The sequence below is a fragment of the Pantoea rodasii genome, from assembly GCF_002095465.1.
GTDB lineage: Bacteria > Pseudomonadota > Gammaproteobacteria > Enterobacterales > Enterobacteriaceae > Pantoea > Pantoea rodasii.
This window is the reverse complement of the sequence record NZ_MLFP01000001.1, coordinates 199,831-217,902: the sequence shown is the minus strand read 5'-3', so window position 1 is coordinate 217,902 and position 18,072 is coordinate 199,831. Positions and strand designations below refer to the sequence as shown.

Annotated in this window: 12 protein-coding genes and 2 pseudogenes; 1 reads left to right on the top strand and 13 read right to left on the bottom strand. The window is 56.7% G+C overall.

What is annotated here, in order from left to right; translation table 11 throughout:
* Nucleotides 1–39 precede the first annotated feature (39 nt).
* The 7 genes and pseudogenes from deoC to HA45_RS01005 form a co-directional block, all read right to left on the bottom strand.
* Entirely contained in the window at nt 40–819 is a 780-nt protein-coding gene (deoC, locus tag HA45_RS01035; protein ID WP_100703660.1) for a deoxyribose-phosphate aldolase, read from the bottom strand.
* A 290-nt stretch (nt 820–1,109) separates the two neighbouring features.
* The gene (locus HA45_RS01030; protein ID WP_100703421.1) at nt 1,110–1,886 is read right to left on the bottom strand and encodes a TatD family hydrolase; all 777 of its coding nucleotides are present in this window, start codon (nt 1,884–1,886) and stop codon (nt 1,110–1,112) included.
* Nucleotides 1,883–2,925: pseudogene (locus HA45_RS01025) on the bottom strand (patatin-like phospholipase family protein). The gene HA45_RS01030 and the pseudogene HA45_RS01025 overlap by 4 nt, the downstream one beginning before the upstream one ends.
* A gap of 180 nt (nt 2,926–3,105) precedes the next feature.
* Entirely contained in the window at nt 3,106–3,267 is a 162-nt protein-coding gene (locus tag HA45_RS01020) for a DUF1328 domain-containing protein (RefSeq protein ID WP_007893192.1), read from the bottom strand.
* 95 nt (nt 3,268–3,362) lie between these two features.
* Complete coding sequence (gene osmY, locus HA45_RS01015) at nt 3,363–3,950, bottom strand: molecular chaperone OsmY (RefSeq protein ID WP_100703419.1); 588 nt, start codon at nt 3,948–3,950, stop codon at nt 3,363–3,365.
* A gap of 259 nt (nt 3,951–4,209) precedes the next feature.
* Nucleotides 4,210–5,798, bottom strand: a pseudogene (gene prfC, locus HA45_RS01010) (peptide chain release factor 3).
* 304 nt (nt 5,799–6,102) lie between these two features.
* Entirely contained in the window at nt 6,103–7,206 is a 1,104-nt protein-coding gene (locus tag HA45_RS01005) for a M20 peptidase aminoacylase family protein (RefSeq protein ID WP_100703417.1), read from the bottom strand.
* A 238-nt stretch (nt 7,207–7,444) separates the two neighbouring features.
* Between HA45_RS01005 and ftnA the strand changes: the two genes are divergently transcribed.
* On the top strand, nt 7,445–7,954 hold the full coding sequence (gene ftnA, locus HA45_RS01000) for a non-heme ferritin (protein ID WP_100703416.1): 510 nt from the start codon (nt 7,445–7,447) through the stop codon (nt 7,952–7,954).
* Nucleotides 7,955–8,107: 153 nt separating this feature from the next.
* On the opposite strand, the gene HA45_RS00995 is transcribed toward ftnA, so the two are convergent.
* From HA45_RS00995 to olsF, 6 genes are all read right to left on the bottom strand, one after another.
* Nucleotides 8,108–10,951: a sensor domain-containing protein gene (locus HA45_RS00995; protein ID WP_100703415.1), complete on the bottom strand. Its 2,844-nt coding sequence runs from the start codon at nt 10,949–10,951 to the stop codon at nt 8,108–8,110.
* A 309-nt stretch (nt 10,952–11,260) separates the two neighbouring features.
* Complete coding sequence (locus HA45_RS00990) at nt 11,261–12,235, bottom strand: MBL fold metallo-hydrolase (RefSeq protein WP_244563349.1); 975 nt, start codon at nt 12,233–12,235, stop codon at nt 11,261–11,263.
* Nucleotides 12,223–13,965, bottom strand: a complete 1,743-nt coding sequence (locus tag HA45_RS00985; protein ID WP_100703413.1) for an ABC transporter permease — start codon at nt 13,963–13,965, stop codon at nt 12,223–12,225. The genes HA45_RS00990 and HA45_RS00985 overlap by 13 nt, the downstream gene beginning before the upstream one ends.
* 2 nt (nt 13,966–13,967) lie before the next feature.
* Nucleotides 13,968–14,957: an ABC transporter substrate-binding protein gene (locus HA45_RS00980; protein ID WP_100703412.1), complete on the bottom strand. Its 990-nt coding sequence runs from the start codon at nt 14,955–14,957 to the stop codon at nt 13,968–13,970.
* A gap of 25 nt (nt 14,958–14,982) precedes the next feature.
* Entirely contained in the window at nt 14,983–16,050 is a 1,068-nt protein-coding gene (locus HA45_RS00975) for an ABC transporter ATP-binding protein (protein WP_100703411.1), read from the bottom strand.
* A gap of 122 nt (nt 16,051–16,172) precedes the next feature.
* Entirely contained in the window at nt 16,173–17,891 is a 1,719-nt protein-coding gene (gene olsF, locus HA45_RS00970; protein ID WP_100703410.1) for a bifunctional ornithine lipid synthase OlsF, read from the bottom strand.
* Between the last annotated feature and the right edge of the window lie 181 nt (nt 17,892–18,072).

Genomic DNA, 18,072 nt, shown 5'->3' with positions numbered 1-18,072 from the left:
AATGCGCACCCTAAGAAAACGCACCGAACATCGGTTAAATCAGTAGCCCGCTTTGCTGGTCGCGGTGGCGTGGCCCAACGTGTTCAGCAGGCTCGCTAACAGGCTTGAAGCGCCAAAGCGGAAGTGGCGCGCATCCGCCCAGCCTTCACCCAGGATATCATCCGCCAGCTTGAGGTAGATCGCTGCATCTTCTGCGGTGCGCACGCCACCCGCAGGTTTGAAGCCGACCTGCTGTTTAACGCCTTTATCGTGGATCACCTGCATCATAATCGCCGCCACTTCTGGCGTGGCATTGACCGGGACTTTACCGGTCGAGGTTTTGATGAAATCCGCACCGGCATCGATAGCAATTTCAGACGCCGCGCGAATCAGCGCTTCCTCTTTCAGCTCACCGGTTTCGATGATCACTTTCAGCAGCACGTTGGCGGCGGCACAGGCTTCTTTACAGGCTTTCACCAGCTCAAAACCGATGTCGCGATTACCGGCGATCAGCGCGCGATACGGGAACACCACGTCCACTTCATCTGCACCGTAAGCAATTGCCGCGCGGGTTTCAGCCAGCGCGATCTCAATATCATCGTTACCATGTGGGAAGTTAGTCACTGTGGCGATGCGGATATCTGGCGTGCCCTGCTCGCGCAGTGCTTTACGTGCCGCAGGGATAAAGCGCGGGTAGATGCAGATCGCTGCGGTGTTACCGGCTGGCGATTTTGCCTGATGGCACAGCGCGATCACCTTCTCATCGGTGTCATCTTCGTTCAGGGTGGTTAAATCCATCAGTTGCAGGGCGCGTTGTGCGGCCGCGTTAAGATCGGTCATGATGCTCTCCAAAAGGTGACCGGCAGACTGCGCCACCGGATAATGTGATAATTCTAACAACTCCAGCCGAATTGAATTGCGCTTCATGTCACATGAGAAAAGAAAATTCGTCATATAATTACAATTATTTAGTGATAGCCGTCACAAATAACCACTAGCGCAACCCGGTTCGGGTGAAATCTGGGTTGTGAATATTATCACAAAAACAGGCGAAAAAGTGTGTGGGTGATTTAATTACTGTAGCTAATCCGGGCCAAAACAGCGCTAAAACCAGAATCTGTCGGCGGATCTCAAGCGGGGAGTGCGAACAGCCGCTGGCTGTTGTGCCACAGCGCATCGGCAATGATATCGGCAGGTTCACTGCGCAGTTCACACAGCACTTCAAACACGTTACGTGCGCGCTCCGGTCGATTCGGCTGCCCCTGATAACCCTGCAACGGCATATCGGGCGCATCGGTCTCCAGCAACAGCGAGCTGAGCGGCAGGTTAGCAATGGTGTTGCGGGTTTTACTGGCGCGTTGATAGGTAATGGTGCCGCCCACGCCAATCGCATAACCGAGCTGGATAAACCGCTCGGCCTGCTGTTGGCTGCCAGCAAAACCATGCACGACACCGCGACGCGGCACCTCATGACGACGCAGATGCAGCGCCAGCTGATCGTGGGTGCGACGGGAATGCAGGATCACCGGTAACTCGTACTGCTTCGCCAGCTTGAGTTGTGCATCCAGCAAACGTGCCTGCTTATCAAACTGCGCATCTTCCATATACAGATCGAGGCCGATCTCGCCGATCGCCACCCGTTTGCTATCTGGCGTTTTCAACCACTGTTCCAGCTGATCCAGATGCTCTTCTTCGTGCACGGCAATATTAATTGGATGCAATCCCAGCGCGGCAAACAGCGCGTCATGCTGCTGCGCCAGCTGGCTGACCAATGCAAAGCGGCTGGCATCCACGCTCGGCACAATAATGCGTTCCACACCCGACTGCGCCGCGCGCGCGATGCTGCCTGCGGCGTCATCGACAAACGGCGGGAAATCGAAATGACAGTGGGTGTCGATAAACTTCATGCCCGCGATCCCTCATCGAAATCAGCGTCATTGTCGGCCAGCAGCGGCGTATTCACCGCGCGGTTATCCGGCGCGTTGGCAACAGCGGCAGGCGGCGTCACACGCAGGAACGGTTCGGCGTCGCTCAGCCATTGCCCGAGCGTAGCGAGGAAATAACGACCGCTGCGGCGGCCCAAGTGGTAATCCTGATTCAGTGAAGCGAGTCGGCTGCCCAGCGCCATACTCGCCAGCGGCTTCGGCGGGTAGATCTCAATGATGCGCAAATCGTCCGGCGGCTGATCGATGAACTGCTGAATCTCGCGGTAGCTCTCTTCATGATGATGCAGAATATTGATCATCGGTTGCAGCGCGCTGTCACCCAGCCAACGCTCCATGCGCTTGAACCACTTCGGCGTATAAGACATTTGTGACGGCACGGTACGGATCACCACAATGGTATCCGCCCCACGTCGGGCCGCTTCGCGTACCGGAATCGCATCACTGATACCGCCATCAAGATAGCTCACGCCGTCCATCAGCACGCCACTGCGATAGAAGCCCGGAATGGCGCTGGAGGCTTTGATCACGTCATGCCAGTTCAGGCTGGTGGGATTGAAATATTCGGCACGGTAATCGTCACCGCGACAGGCGCACATATAGAACTCGCTGCCTTTGGCAAACAGCCCTTCGGCGGTGCTCATCGACAGGGGAAATTCCTGTTTGGTGATGTCTATCAGCCAGTCGAGATCGATCAGATGTCCCCCACGCACAAAGCGCAGCGGGTCAAAAACAGTTTACTGGTGGTATAGCGGGTGATGACACGGCGAGCATAGCCCGGCTGTGCACAGACAAACGCCGACAGGTTTTGTGCTCCTGCGGAGGTGCCTAACATCAGTTGGAAAGGGTTGAAACCGGCGCGTTGAAACTCATCGAGTACGCCTGCGGTGAAGATGCCGCGTTGACCGCCGCCTTCACAAACCAAAGCAATTTTGTTGGATTTGAACGGAGTAAGCGCCAGCGGCGCAAAGGTGTCCAGTGACACCGGGATGCGTATTCCCAATGGATGTCCCTCAGTGTTTTATGCTCTGAGGGAGCCGATTAAGGCAGCATCCCGGAGAACCCGTCATTGTCGTTCCCTGACCCATTGCGTGGTGCAATCGGCGCGGCTAACGATTATGCCGCAAATGACGGTTCTCCGCTTTAAGTGACTCGCGGGTTAGCGTTGTGTTAACGCAATCGGTCAGGGTCGTTTACGCCCGGTGAACAGGCTTACGAGGAACAGAATAATACCGACAATGAAGACAATTTTAGCTGCCCATGCTGCCGTACCCGCCAGACCGCCGAAACCTAATGCTGCAGCAATCAGAGCGATGACCAGAAAGATAATACCCCAACGAAACATAAGCCTCTCCTTTACCATGTGAAAATCGAACTGCTTATACACATATCACTGTTTTTATTACGATTCGGCACCATCACGGTGCCGATCGGCTTGCGTTAAGATTTCACCTTCAGGTCATTCTTCACGCTTTTTACGCCTTCAATGGCTTTGGCGATTTTCTCAGCACGATCAGACTGTGCCTGGTTCGCCACTTCTCCTGATAACTGCACCACACCATCGGTGGTTTCCACCTTCACGTTGCGCGATGGCACAATGTCATCTGCTAAAAGCTTAGCTTTAATTTCGCTGGTTGTTGCGGTGTCGCCCGCATAACCTTTGAGTGATGCCTGTTTGCTGTCTTTAACGTGCAGTTTGTCACTGACGGATTTCACACCCTCAACTTTCTGCACCAATGCCACGGCTTTCTCTGCCTGATCCTGCGAGGCAACGAAACCGCTGAGCGTCACGACGCCCTGGTGCGTTTTCACTGAGATATCCGTGCTTTTAATCGCTTCATCATCCACCAGCGCCGCTTTGGCTTTGGCAGTGATGCCGCTGTCATCCATAAAACCATCGACTTTTTTCATAGAACTATCGATTTTAGAACCCGTGCTGCTGGTCTCTGCAGCGTATGCTGCGCCGCCCATCAGAGCAGTGGTAGCCAGAGCGGCAATCAGGGTTTTGGCAATCTTAGTCTTATTCATCGATATCATCCTTCTATCAGTTATCTCACCCGCAATCGCGAATGCGCCAGCAACAAACGGCGTTGCTGCATTAATGGACGTAATGAAAACACAGGGTCTCTTTTTTCGTCCGACTGGATAATCATAGTAGGGATTACAGGTTTTGCTGGCTTTTGTGGTTGATATCTCGCTAAAAAGCGATAAACGCAGCGCTATTAGGAGGAGTCTGTAGGATAAAAACAGGGCCAGTGAAAATCACTGGCCCAGATTTGAGGCGGGATTAATGTTCGCGCGTTTTGCGGAACGTCACGTCAGGATAGCGTTCCTGCGTGATGTTGAGGTTTACCATGGTCGGAGCGATGTAAGTGAGGTTATCACCGCCATCCAGCGCCAGGTTCACTTCGTTCTTGCGTTGGAAATCGTCGAATTTCTTCGCATCGCTGCACTCAACCCAGCGTGCAGTTGAGACGTTGATCGCTTCATAAATCGCTTCAACGTTGTATTCGCTTTTCAGACGCGCCACTACCACTTCAAACTGCAGCACACCGACCGCACCCACAATCAGATCGTTGTTGTGTACCGGACGGAACACCTGCACCGCGCCCTCTTCCGACAGCTGAACCAGCCCTTTGAGCAGCTGTTTCTGCTTCAGCGGATCGCGCAGACGAATACGACGGAACAGCTCCGGCGCGAAGTTCGGGATACCGGTGAACTTCATGTTTTCACCCTGGGTAAAGGTGTCGCCGATCTGGATGGTGCCGTGGTTGTGCAAACCGATGATATCGCCTGGGAAGGCTTCTTCCACGTGCGAACGGTCGCCGGCCATAAAGGTCAACGCATCCGAGATCACCACGTCTTTGCCGGTACGCACCTGGCGCAGCTTCATGCCTTTTTCGTACTTGCCGGAAACCACACGCATAAAGGCTACGCGGTCACGGTGTTTCGGGTCCATGTTGGCCTGAATCTTAAACACGAAACCGCTGAACTTCTCTTCTTTGGCTTCTACCAGACGCGTATCGCTCTTGCGCGGCATCGGCGTCGGTGCCCAGGCCACCAGGCCATCGAGCATATGATCGACACCAAAGTTACCCAATGCAGTACCGAAGAACACTGGCGTGAGGTCACCGCTCAGGAACAGCTCGTGATCGAACTCATTGGATGCGCCCTGCACCAGTTCCAGCTCATCGCGCAGCTGCTGAGCCAGGTCTTCACCAACGGCAGCATCCAGCTCTGGGTTCGCCAGACCTTTGACAGTGCGCACTTCCTGAATGGTGTGGCCCTTACCGGTTTGATACAGGTAAGTTTCATCTTTGTAGAGGTGATACACGCCTTTGAACAGTTTGCCGCAGCCAATCGGCCAGGTGATCGGCGCACAGGCGATTTTCAGCTCGCTCTCGACCTCATCCAGCACTTCCATCGGATCGCGGATATCACGGTCAAGTTTGTTCATAAAGGTGATGATCGGCGTATCGCGCAGACGGGTGACTTCCATCAGCTTACGGGTACGATCTTCAACGCCTTTAGCGGCATCGATCACCATCAAACAGCAGTCAACCGCCGTCAGTGTGCGATAGGTATCTTCGGAGAAGTCTTCGTGTCCTGGGGTATCCAGCAGGTTCACGAGACTGTCGCGATACGGGAACTGCATCACCGAGGTGGTGATGGAGATACCACGTTGTTTCTCCATCTCCATCCAGTCAGATTTCGCATGCTGGTTGGAGCCGCGGCCTTTGACGGTACCGGCGGTTTGGATCGCCTGCCCGAACAGCAGCACTTTTTCGGTAATGGTGGTTTTACCGGCATCCGGGTGCGAGATGATCGCAAACGTACGGCGCGCGCCACTTCATCTAAAAAGGAAGCAATAGACATGTATGAATTCTTCTTCAAGGGCAACACGCGGGCGGCGCGCTGCGAGTAAATCGTTCCGGGCAATGCCGGGGGATAACGGAACCAATGGCGACGCAGTGGCGTCAGTTCACAGCAAGATGTGTGCGATCTACATTGGCAACAGTCCGGTTATCCAGTAAGCGTTGAGGCGGCATAGCATACAATATTTCGGCAGGCGGGGAAATCGTGGGATGAGCGTGAAAAGACCCATAATGCGCGATGAATCGCGCCGCAACAGCAGAGTGCAGAGGCGTAACCGCGCAATCCATTGCGCGGAATAACGCCATCAACCTAAAACGCGTACGACCGCTGCCTTGAAGATCTTGACCCCGATCTCCAGCGAACTCAGCTCGAAACGCATATCCGGGTGATGCAGGCCCGGCACCAGATTCGTCCCTAAACCCCAGAAACCGGCTTTCACCTGCGGATTTTTCACCGGGTAATAGAAGAAATCTTCACTGCCTGGGGTGGATTTGGTGTCCAGCAGCCCTTCTTCACCCAGCACATCGACGATCGCCGCACGGATCACCGCCGTCGCTTCTTCATGAATCTCCGCGGCCGGCATCTCTTTCAATACCACCACTTCTGCGCTCGCGCCTAATGCAGCGACGCTGTGCTGAATCGCCTGCGTCACTTTCTGTTTCAACACCTCCATCGGCGCGTTCTCCTGCGAACGCAGATCCCACACCACGCGCGCCTCATCCGGCACCGAGTTGGTGACACCGGCATCACACAGGAAGCGCGTGGCTTTCACGCTCCAGGTCAGACCGGGCGCCAGATGGATACTGTTGACCGCCTGCACCGCTTGCACCGCGGCATCCAGCGCATTAACGCCCAAATGCGGACGCGCGGCATGCGCAGGCACACCTTTGATCGTCGCTTCCAGCGTGCTGCACGCCGAATACAACACCGCTGGCGTGGCCTGGCCGACGTGGCACTCTTCCAGTGGACGCACGTGGAAACCGAGGATCATCTCGACATCATCCAGCGCACCGCCCTCAATCATCGACAGCGCACCAGCACCGAGTTCTTCCGCGGGCTGAAACAGCAGCTTGAGCTTGCCGCGCTTGATCGCGCCCTCGTTCAGCAGCTCCTGTGCAGCGGTGAGCACCACCGAAGAGTGCCCATCGTGACCGCAGGTATGACGCGCACAGGCCACGCCGTTAATGATATGGCCGAGCGCATCCATATCGGCACGCAGCGCCAGCACCGGACCCGGTACGCCGCTGTCAATTTCCGCCACGATGCCGGTAGTGTTGTTAATCCCGCGCGTGACCTTAATCCCCGCCTGTTCCAGCTGATCGGCGATATAAGCAGAGGTTTTGAATTCCTGGAATCCCAGTTCAGGGATTTCATGCAGAAAATGATAATGATTTAAAACGTTCGACACCGCTAAGCTCCTGACAAGTAAAGGCTAGCGCCAGCATCCGCCGATGCACGGCTATAATCAATCCAGCGTGAATGAAAATGAGTCAAAACTGAGAACTCTTCGCATTCAACAAGCGGAATAATTCCATTTACAATCAATAAGATAAATTCAACCTTTTTACGAAAAAGCCTTCACAAAAAAGTATAGATTGATGCATAATTCACCGTACTTCACCTGACAAATTAAAAAGGACTCAGCCATGTTAACTGCTGAAATGACCTCACGCCTGAACGACCAACTGAACCTCGAATTCTTCTCAGCCAACTTGTATCTGCAGATGAGCGCATGGTGCAGCGATAAAGGTTTCGAAGGGGCTTCTTCTTTCCTGAAATCGCATTCTCGCGAAGAGATGGAGCACATGCAGCGCCTGTTCGATTACGTCAGCGATGCCGGTGCCATGCCAGTGCTGGGCAGCATTGCTGCACCGGCCATTAGCTGGACGTCACTGAATGATGTGCTGGAAGAAGCGATGAAGCACGAGCAGCTGATCACGCAGCGCATCAACGATCTGGTGCACACCGCGTTGATGTCACAGGATTACTCAACCTTCAACTTCCTGCAGTGGTATGTCGCTGAGCAGCATGAAGAAGAGAAGCTGTTCAAAACCGTACTGGATAAACTGGCGCTGGTCGGCAACAAAGGCGAAGGCCTGTTCCTGGTGGACAAAGACCTGGGCCGCATGAACGTCGAAGGCCACGGCCAGTCATAATAAAGATGACACACAGCAAACAGCACACGCCCGGCATTGCCGGGCGTTTTTTTATGCTGAAATTCGTGCGCTCAGATGGCGACGAACGTACAAACGACCCGCAGCGCATAATTGCGCCCCCTGCGTTGTAGCGTCGCCATTTATGACGATTTCTTACTCCAGTTGTTTCAGACGCAGTTCTGAAGGTTGCGGACGTCCAAAGTAGTAACCCTGGAACAGCGTACAACCCTCTTCACGCAGCTTCATAAATTGCTCGCTGCTCTCCACGCCCTCTGCGGTGATCTGAATATCCAGACTGCGGCTCATGCCGGTAATCGCACGGATAATCGCCATGGCTTCACGGCTGTCGCCCATGTCGTTGATAAACGACTTGTCGATTTTGATCTTGTCGAACGGGAAGGATCGCAAATAGCTGAGCGATGAATAGCCGGTGCCGAAATCATCCAGCGCAATCTGCACGCCAATCGCCTTCAGGCTTTGCAGGGTGCGGATATTGCCCAGCGTATCGTCGAGCAGCACCGATTCCGTGATCTCCACTTCGAGGCGATGCGCAGCCAGCCCCGATTCACGCAGCGCGCCTTCTACCACCGACACCAGCGAGCTGTTCTTGAACTGCAGCGGCGACAGGTTGACCGACACCGACTGCTCAGTGCCCCAGCTCTGTGCTTCGCGACAGGCCTCATACAGCGCGTAAGCGCCCAGCATATGGATCAGCCCGGTCTCTTCGGCAATCGGGATAAAATCATTCGGCATGATCAAGCCTTTCACCGGATGGTGCCAGCGCATCAGCGCTTCATAGCCGATAATGCCCTCTTCGTTGGTGATCGGCTGATAGTAAAGCTTCAGCTGACGCCCGGTGATGGCATCACGCAGATCGTTTTCAATCACGCGGCGACTGCGCGCCACATCATCCATTTCCATGGTGAAGTGTTCAAAGCGGTTGCGCCCGTTGCGTTTGGCTTCGTACAACGCCATATCCGCGCAGCGCAGCATATGCTCTGGCGTGTTAGTGACCTGTGACGTCAACGCGATGCCCACGCTCAAGCCGACGGAAAGGTTGTGCCCTTCCACGTTGATCGGCGGGCGAATTCCTTCAATCAGGCGCTGTGCCACCACCGCCGCTTCCTGCGCGTTGTTGATATTCGGCAGCACGATAGCAAACTCGTCGCCGCCAATACGTGCCAGCGTGTCATGGTCGCGCAGCACACTGCGCAAGCGTTTTGCCACCACGCGCAGCAGTTCGTCACCAATCTGATGACCCAGCGCATCGTTCACGTTCTTGAAGTTATCGAGATCGAGACAGAGCGTGGCGCTTAGCGCATGGTGCTGGTGATCCTGACGCAGCGCCTCACTCAACTTCTGGCGGAACAGAATACGGTTCGGCAGGCTGGTAAGGTTATCGTGGTGCGCCATATGGTGAATGCGCGCATCGGCTTCACGCTGATCCGTCACATCTTCCACAATCAGCATCACGTAGTTCTGGCGCATATCTTTGCCGCTGATGGTGGTGGCGCGGGTATGCAGAATACGATCGCCGCCCGCCGTCAGCAGCAGCTGTTCACGCGAATGGATGCCTTCACTGCGCAGTGCAATATCCGACAAGCTGTTGAAATAGTCGCTCAGCTCCGCCGACATACACTCGTGCGGACGCTTGTGCATAATCAATGATTTACTGACACCAAACAGCTGCTCGGCTTTTTCGTTCACCATCAATATTTCGCGGCTGATGGCATCTTCCACAATCACGCACGAAGGAATATTGCTGATGATGGTGTCAAGGAAGCCGGACAGCTCGGACATTTTGGCACTCTGTGCCTGCGCCAAATCGCGCGCACGCAGCAGCTGCTGTTCATTCTCACGACGCTCAGTGATATCGCGGGTGATCTTAGCAAAGCCGATCATTTTGCCATCTTCATTGTGGATAGCATCGATCACCACATGCGCCCAAAACGCCGATCCATCTTTACGATAGCGCCAGCCTTCATCCTCGAAGCGACCGGTTTTCAGTGCGATGCCCAGGTTGGCTTCCGGCGTGTTGGCCAGCCGCTCCTGCGAACCGTAAAACACCGAGAAATGCTGGCCGACAATCTCGTCGGAAACATAACCTTTGGCACGCTGCGCTCCGGCATTCCAGTTCACCACGCGGCCCTGCAGATCCAGCATATAGATGGCGTAATCGGTGACGCCTTCCACCAGCAGACGGAAGGTTTTCTCGTATTCTTGTTGCTTGCGCTGCAGTTCGCGCTGCTCGGTGCAGTCGCGGGTGATCTTGGCGTAGCCAATCAGCTTGCGCGAATCATCACGAATCGCATCAATGATCACATGTGCCCAGAACGCACTGCCGTCTTTGCGATAACGCCAGCCCTCATCCTCGAAGCGACCGGTTTTAAACGCGGTGCTGAGGTTCTTTTCCGGGATATGATCTTTACGATCCTGCGCACTGTAGAAACGCGAGAAGTTCTGGCCGACGATCTCTTCGGCCACATAGCCTTTGGCACGCTGCGCGCCGGCATTCCAGTTTTCGACGTTACCGTCGAGATCAAGCATGTAGATGGCATAGTCCGTTACGCCTTCAACTAATAAACGGAAACGTTGCTCCTGTTCCTGTTGTTTACGCTGCTGTTCCTGCTGAATCGTGCAGTCGCGGGTGATTTTGGCAAAGCCGAGCAGTTCGCCGAAGTCATCGCGAATCGCATCAATCACCACATGCGCCCAGAAGGCGCTGCCATCTTTACGATAGCGCCAGCCTTCCGTTTCGAAGCGCCCCACCGCCGTCGCCACAGAAAGTCCGCGCTGTGGCGCACCGTTTTTACGGTCATCTTCGCTGTAAAACAGCGCAAAGTTTTTGCCGACAATTTCGTCGGGCGTATAGCCTTTGGCACGCTGCGCCCCGGCATTCCAGTTTGCTACGGTGCCGTCGGGTTTGAGCATGTAAATGGCATAATCCACCACGCTCTGCACCAATAGCCGGTACATGACGTCAGAGTTATTATTCATTGTTATTCGCCTATTGCTGGCCTGGTATTGGGTGCTTATTAAGATAATTCTTAATCAATGTGGAGACTTAAACGCAAAAGCGCAGCGCTGACAAGCGTTAATCGTCCACAAACAAAAGTTGGTAGTCAGGTTATCGGCAGTGGCGAGAAATTGTTCAGCGGGATACTTAGTTTATTCTGCTGCGTTGACGGTGCTCATGAGGAAAGCGCGGGCTATCAAGATGGCATTGCAGAGGAAGATGCGCTTGCCAGCACAGGGGGGCGCGCGCCGCTAAAATCGGGCAATCAGCCGCCGCTACAAAAGCCGGGATCACGCGCTGGGCCGCCGTTTTTCGATCAACCACAGTTGATCGTCGATCGGCGGATGAACATTCCACGGCAGCCAGCGTGCCTGCTGACGCGCTAATAAATCCGCTGCACGCGTGCCGGGCGCAACGTGACTGCTGAAGATCAGCTTAAAGTCAGGCTGCTCGCTAAGCTGTGCCGCCAAACCGCTGTCGGCCACCGCATCGGCGGCCACAATCACATCCGAAGGCCGCCACTGTTCCGGCTGCGGCTGTTTCAACAAACGCACTAATCCCAGCGCCGTGGTGGCGGGCAGTTTGTCCATCGCCAGCAGCTGTGCGACTTCGCTGCGAATTTGCGGGCAGAGCTGAACCGCCAGACCACGCGCGGTGAGCTGCAAAGCCACTTCCGGTCCGCGACCGTGTTCCGGCACCGCCATCACTGCACCGTGAGTGGCGGCAATCGCCAGCGCATCCATCTGATCGCACAAACGCTGCGTGCGATCGCCGTAGGACGCATCGGTGATCAACAGTTTCGCCTGCGGTGGACAGTCAAACGGCAGCAGCAGCGCTTCGCGGCTCCAGTCGCCCATGTAAGTGATGCCACCCGCAATCGGCAGATGGAACCATACCGAACCCGGCGAATGACCGCTGCGTCCGGTAAACACATTCAACGGGCCAATGGCGCTCTGGCCGCGCAACGGCAGCAGACGCCGCGCATACATCGGTATCGCCACGTTGCCTAACTGCAACCAGGTCTGTTCGGTGGCGTACACCGGCGGCGAGCCGATCTGTGCCCAGCAGTCCAGCGAGGCGGCGTGATCAACGTGTGAGTGGGTCAAACACAGCGCATCAACGCGGCCAATGGCGCGGATATCCGGGCGCACGCCGGGTTGTGGACCGGCGCCGAGATCCCACAACAGGCGATAGCCTTCCATCTCGACCAAAAAGGCCGCGGGCAACTTGCCGCCCACACCGCTGATAACCGTTAAGCTTGCCATGGTAAAACCCCTTGCGGCAGACGCCGCGCCAGTCGCGTTGCCAATCCCATCAGCAAACACACGACCAGAATCATCAGGCAGCCTACCGCGGCCGCCAGCGAGGCGGATCCCCCTTCGTCGAGGAACACGATGGTGGGTCCGATGGTTTGGGTTTGCGAGGTCACCAGCAATACCGAAACCTGGATTTCATTCAGTGCGGTGAGGAACACCAGCACCGTTCCCGCCAGCGCAGAAGGCGCGGCCAGCGGCAGTAAAATATCGCGCATGCGGCGCATAAAGCTGGCACCGCATAAGCGGGCGGCTTCGTCCAGCGCTGGTTCCAGCTGCGCGAAGCCCGCCAGCGTCGGACGCAGCACCAGCGCGAGGAAGTTCGCCAGATACGCGGCAAGGATGATCCACACCGTGCCATACAGCGAGACGTTCACAATCGGCAGCGGGCGCAGGAAGAACAGCATCGCCGCCACGCCGGTGACAATGCCCGGCAAGGCATAGGTCAGTTCACTGGCCAGCAACAGGCCGCGCACCAGTTTGGTCCGTCGCCAGCTGAGGAAATACGCCAGGAACAGCGCGGTGGACGTCAAAATAATTGCCGCCAGCGAGGTCAATCCGAGGCTGGTCATAAACGCATGGCGCACCGCCGGATAGCCCCACAGTGCGCTGCGGAAGTTCTCCAGCGTCAGGGTTTGCCAGGTGAGCGCCTGACCAAATCCGCTGGTGAGCGCGGTGATCAGCAGTGCGCTGACCGGCAGCAACAGCGTCAGTGCCATCCACAGCCAGGCCGCACCTTCAATCGCCACACGACCGCGTCCCAATGATTGCTGCCACAGGCGCGGCGCACCGTTGACGCGCACATCGTGGCGACCACCGAGCCAGGCGCTGGCCGCCATGCCCGCCAGCGTGATCACCGCAATCAGCAGGGCGTAAACCGCAGTGTTCGGCAAGGCGCTGGGACCAATGCTGTTGAGCTGCTGATAGACCAGCGTGATCAGCGTTGGCACGCGGGCAGGAATGCCGAGCATCGCCTGAATACCGAAGTTACCGGCGGCAGCGACAAAGGTCAGCGCGGCCCCGGCAAAAATCGCCGGGCGCGCCAGCGGTAAAATAATGGTGAACAGCACGCGCATCCGCGATGCCCCGCTGATCTGTGCCGCTTCGACTAAATCGGCCGGTAAACGACGCAAACCGGCGCGTACCGTAAGAAACACCAGCGGCGCGTTGTGTGTGCCGAGCAGCAGCACAATGCCGCTCAGCGAATAGAGCGGCTGCTCGCCGGGCGCAAACCACGGCAAGCCGAGCGAGCCAAACAGCAGCGCTAACGGGCTGGACGGTGCCAGCGCCTGTAGCCAGGCGAGCGCCGTAACCTGCGGCGGAATCATCAGCGGCAGGATAAACGCGAACACCCACGCGGTTTTGGCACGCAGATCGCTCAGCGCCACCAGCCAGGCGGCGGCAGTGCCGAGCAGTACGGAAATCAGCGTCGAGCTAAGGGCGATGAGCAACGTATTGCCGCTGGCAATCAGCACGCGGTCGCTGGCAATCAGGCGCGTCAATCGCGCCAGATCCGGCACGCCTTGTGGCGCTATCGCCGTCCACACCAGGCGCAGCAGCGGCGCGACAGACAGCAAACCAATCAGCAGCACCATCAGTGCCAGGATCAGCTTTTCACTGTTGAAACGGAAGCGCTTACCGCCTCGCGCCGCATTACGCCATTCGTTGCTCACCACGCTCATGCTTAGCCGCCAAACAGCGCGGTGAACTGATCGCGCACCGTGGCATCTTCCTTGATGGCTTTCACCACATCTGGCGTCAGCAGCTTGATTTTATTGATTGGCGTGAAGCCAGCCGGCGCAGAAACACGATCGTCCACCGGGCGGTTGCCCTGCTCGACCACCAGCTTCTGGCCTTGCTCAGACAGCATAAAGTTCACGAAGGCTTTGGCGGCGGGCAGGTTGTGCACCGACTTCATGATCGCCACTGGCTCCGTCACATAGGACACGCCCTCTTTCGGATACACCAGATCCACTGGCGAGCCTTTTTTCTTCGCCAGAATCACATCGGCGTCAGTGATAATGCCGTATTTATCCAGCCCGCTGGCCACCGCTTTCAACGCCGGGCCGTTGCCGCCCTGCGGAGCCACACCAATAGCTGCCAGCTTCTTGTAGAAGTTCCAGCCGATAGTCGGCGTGTTGATATCGGTGTGCAGTTTGTACAGCGCCGCGCCGGAGTAAAGTGGGCTTGGCATGGCGATCTGGCCTTTATTGGCTTCTACCGCCAGCGCGTTCCAGCTGTCAATCGGCTGTGCGTGCTGGGTGTTATAAGCAATCACCGTGGCAATGATTTTGGTGCCAAAGAAGGTTTTGTCTTTGTCGTAGAACGACGGATTGATGTGGCTCAGGGGCGCATCGGCGTAGCTGTAAAGCTGGTTCTGATTCTTCAGTGCACCGAGGTTGATGGCATCGGCAATCAACAGCACGTCAGGCTTAGCACCGCCGCTCATCATCTCGGTCTGCAACACGTTCATCAGCTGGGTGGTGCCGTTACGCGTCCACTCCACGTCGACGTTCGGGTACGCGGCTTTGAACGCGTCTACGGTTTGCTGCGCAATTTCCGGTGCCTGCGAGGTGTAGATCACCAGTTTGCCGGAAGGGGCATCTTCAGCGTGACTGGCGGCGGCGAATACTAATCCACTGGCTAACATCAAAGCGTTAAAAGACGTGCGCATAGCAATTTCCCTAAGTATCTGAATGTTATGAAGGAAGAATCCAACCGTCGCGCAGCGCCACACCAAGGGTCGCGTCAACAACGGGTAAAGCGGCATCGGCCAGATGCAGCGTGATGCTGTGGTCTGGTGCCTCAATGGGTGCAACATCAATCTGGTAATGACTGCCGCGATAGATCACCCGCTGCACGCGCGCCGCAAACTGCGGTTCACCTGGCTCGGCAAGGCGGAAATCCACCGCGTGAAAACTGGCTTTGCCGTGGGGCACTGGGCGTTGGTCCGGTGCGCAACGCAAGGTGACGCGCAGGCCGCATAGCGTGGCGAGCGCTTTGCCCTCGCCGGTCGGTTCGATGTCGCTGACCGGCAGCACTTTGCCGTCATCGATAAATCCCGCCACCATCTCATTCGCCGGTTCACGCCACAGAGTTTGCGGCGTGGCGAACTGCATCACGCGGCCGCCATCCATCACCACAATGCGATCGGCCAGCGCCATCGCTTCATGTTGATCGTGGGTGATATAGAGCAAGGTGGCGTGGCTGTGTCGATGGAAGCGGCGAAACTCCTCTTCCATGGTGGCGCGCAGATGCACATCGAGGTTGGCGAGCGGTTCGTCGAGCAGCACCAGCGTCGGTTTGGCGACCAGACAGCGGGCTAGCGCCACGCGCTGACGCTGACCGCCAGAGAGGTCCGCTGGACGGCGTGAGGCAAAGTTTTCTAATCCCACCAGTTCCAGCGCCTGCTGCGTGCGGCTGTCACGCTCATGGCGCGCCACGCCGTTGACTTTCAGGCTGTAGGCGACGTTTTCCGCCACCGTCATGTGTGGCCACAACGCATAGCTCTGGAATACCACGCCGAGTTGGCGATCTTCTGGCGGCAGGTGCACGCCCGGTGCCGCAAAGCAGCGCTCACCGACGTGGATTTCCCCGGCATCGGCGGTTTCAAACCCCGCCAGCAGACGTAATAAGGTGGTTTTGCCGCAGCCCGAAGGGCCAAGAACGGCGATGAACTCTCCCTGCGCAATCTGCAGCGAGATATCCTGAAGTACTGGCTGGGCGGCAAAAGATTTGCTTAACCCGTGAAGTGTGATCGTTGCCATGTTTCTGGCCTTTATCTGACAGTCCGGCTAAGACCCTACGACAATCAGATGACGATCCCGTGACATCAACTTGACGTTTCCGTGCTCAAACAAAACGGGAGGCCCGAAAGCCTCCCTGTACCTTATTCGACGCTCTCAGCCTGCAAATGCATGCCGATATAGCGCTCATAGCGCGATGGCTTCACGCGTGACAGATCCACCAGCACCAGCCCGTCAATACAGTTGTTGAAATCGGGATCGCTGCCGAAATCGATAAACTGCACCCCGCCCGGTTCACACACTTCCGAGTACTGCTTGTACAGCGTGGGAATGGCGGTGCCGAGGTTCGCCAGCAGATGTTTTAAACGACGTAAATCTTCCGCGTAGTTATCGCCGGTAAACTGCGCCAGCACTTCCGGCAGCGAGGCTGGATAAGGTCGGCGTGATTTCGCCAGCGGCAATTCGGTCGGGAAGTACATGCGATAGAACGCCACCAGCAGATCGCGCGCCGCCAACGGCATGCCGCCGGAGATCGACACCGGGCCGAACAGGTAGCGGGTTTCCGGGTATTTGGCGATATAGGCACCAATGCCCATCCACAGATAATCCAGACCGCGTTTGCCCCAATAGGCCGGCTGGATAAAGCTGCGACCCAGTTCCAGTCCCTGATTGATGATCGGCAGCATGCGCTCGTCATAGTGGAACAGGCTGTCGCTGTAGATGCCTTCCAGACCACGACGCTCCAGCTGCTCGGCGCCCGAAATAAAGCGGTAAGCGCCGACGATCTCCAGCGCGTCGTCATCCCACAGAATCAGGTGGTAGTAATCGTCATCGTATTTATCGAGATCTCGACGGCGACCGCAGCCCTCGCCCACGGCGCGGAAGGCGATTTCACGCAGGCGACCCAGTTCACGCAGCAGCGGCACCCAGGTCGCGCCGTTACGCCGCCACAGATAGATCTGTTTGCCATCCGGCAGCGAGCCCAGACGCTCACTCTCCATCAGCGCTTTTTTCAGCTCGGCACGATCTTCCGGACGGGCAATCGCCGCTTCCGTCAGGAACAGGCCACGCCGCCCCTGGCCGATGCGATAGAGATGTTTGCGTAGCCGTTTCGCCAGCTCTTTGCCCGGCGTGTGGCCATCGTGCCAGTTAGCGAAGGGAATCTGCTCACCGATATGCAGCTTGATGCGCGAACCGCGCTGGCGGAACATTTCGCGCACCAGCATCATCAGCGCCAGCGGCGAAGCAATTTTAGCGGCGGCGTAGAAGGCGAGACTGTTACGTCCTGCCACATGCACCGGCACAATCGGCGCGCGCGCGCGGGCAGCCAGACGCAGGAAGCTGTGGTGCCAGCGGCTATCGCGTACCCCACGGCTGGAGAGACGGGAGACTTCACCCGCCGGGAAGATGATCAATGCACCCTGATTATCGAGATGCTGCTGCATCCGCGTTAGCTGTTCACGACTGGTGCGGTTGCCCATGTTATCCACCGGCAACATCAGGTTGTTGATCGGTTCCAGCATCATCAGCATACGGTTGGCGACGATTTTCACGTCACGACGCACCTGTGACACCGCCGCCAGCAGTGCCAGCCCGTCCAGCGCACCCAGCGGATGGTTGGCGACAATCACCAACGGGCCCGTGGTCGGGATCTGCTCCAGATCGCGCTCACTTAATTCACAACGCACATCCAGGTGCTCCAGCACTTGCTCGACCATATCCACCCCTTTCAGGTGGCGATAACGGTCAGCAAAGGATTGGAATTCATTTTCGCGAACCGCCCATTTTACCAGGCGTTTTTGCCAGTTCGCGGGTTGATGGCCTGGCCAGTAAGTATCGAGAAGCTGATCAACAGAAAACATCATTCACCTTTTGTGCGCAGAGGTTACCGCACCGAAGGTAAACAGGCTTGTTTTCAGATTTATGACCAGTGAGAAAGCGCAGCGGAAAAACCGAGGGAGAGAGGGATGCGCAATACATTGCGTAATGCCGCTCACTCAAGCCAATAAGTGCGTATTTAACCCGGTACGCATGAATGCGTAC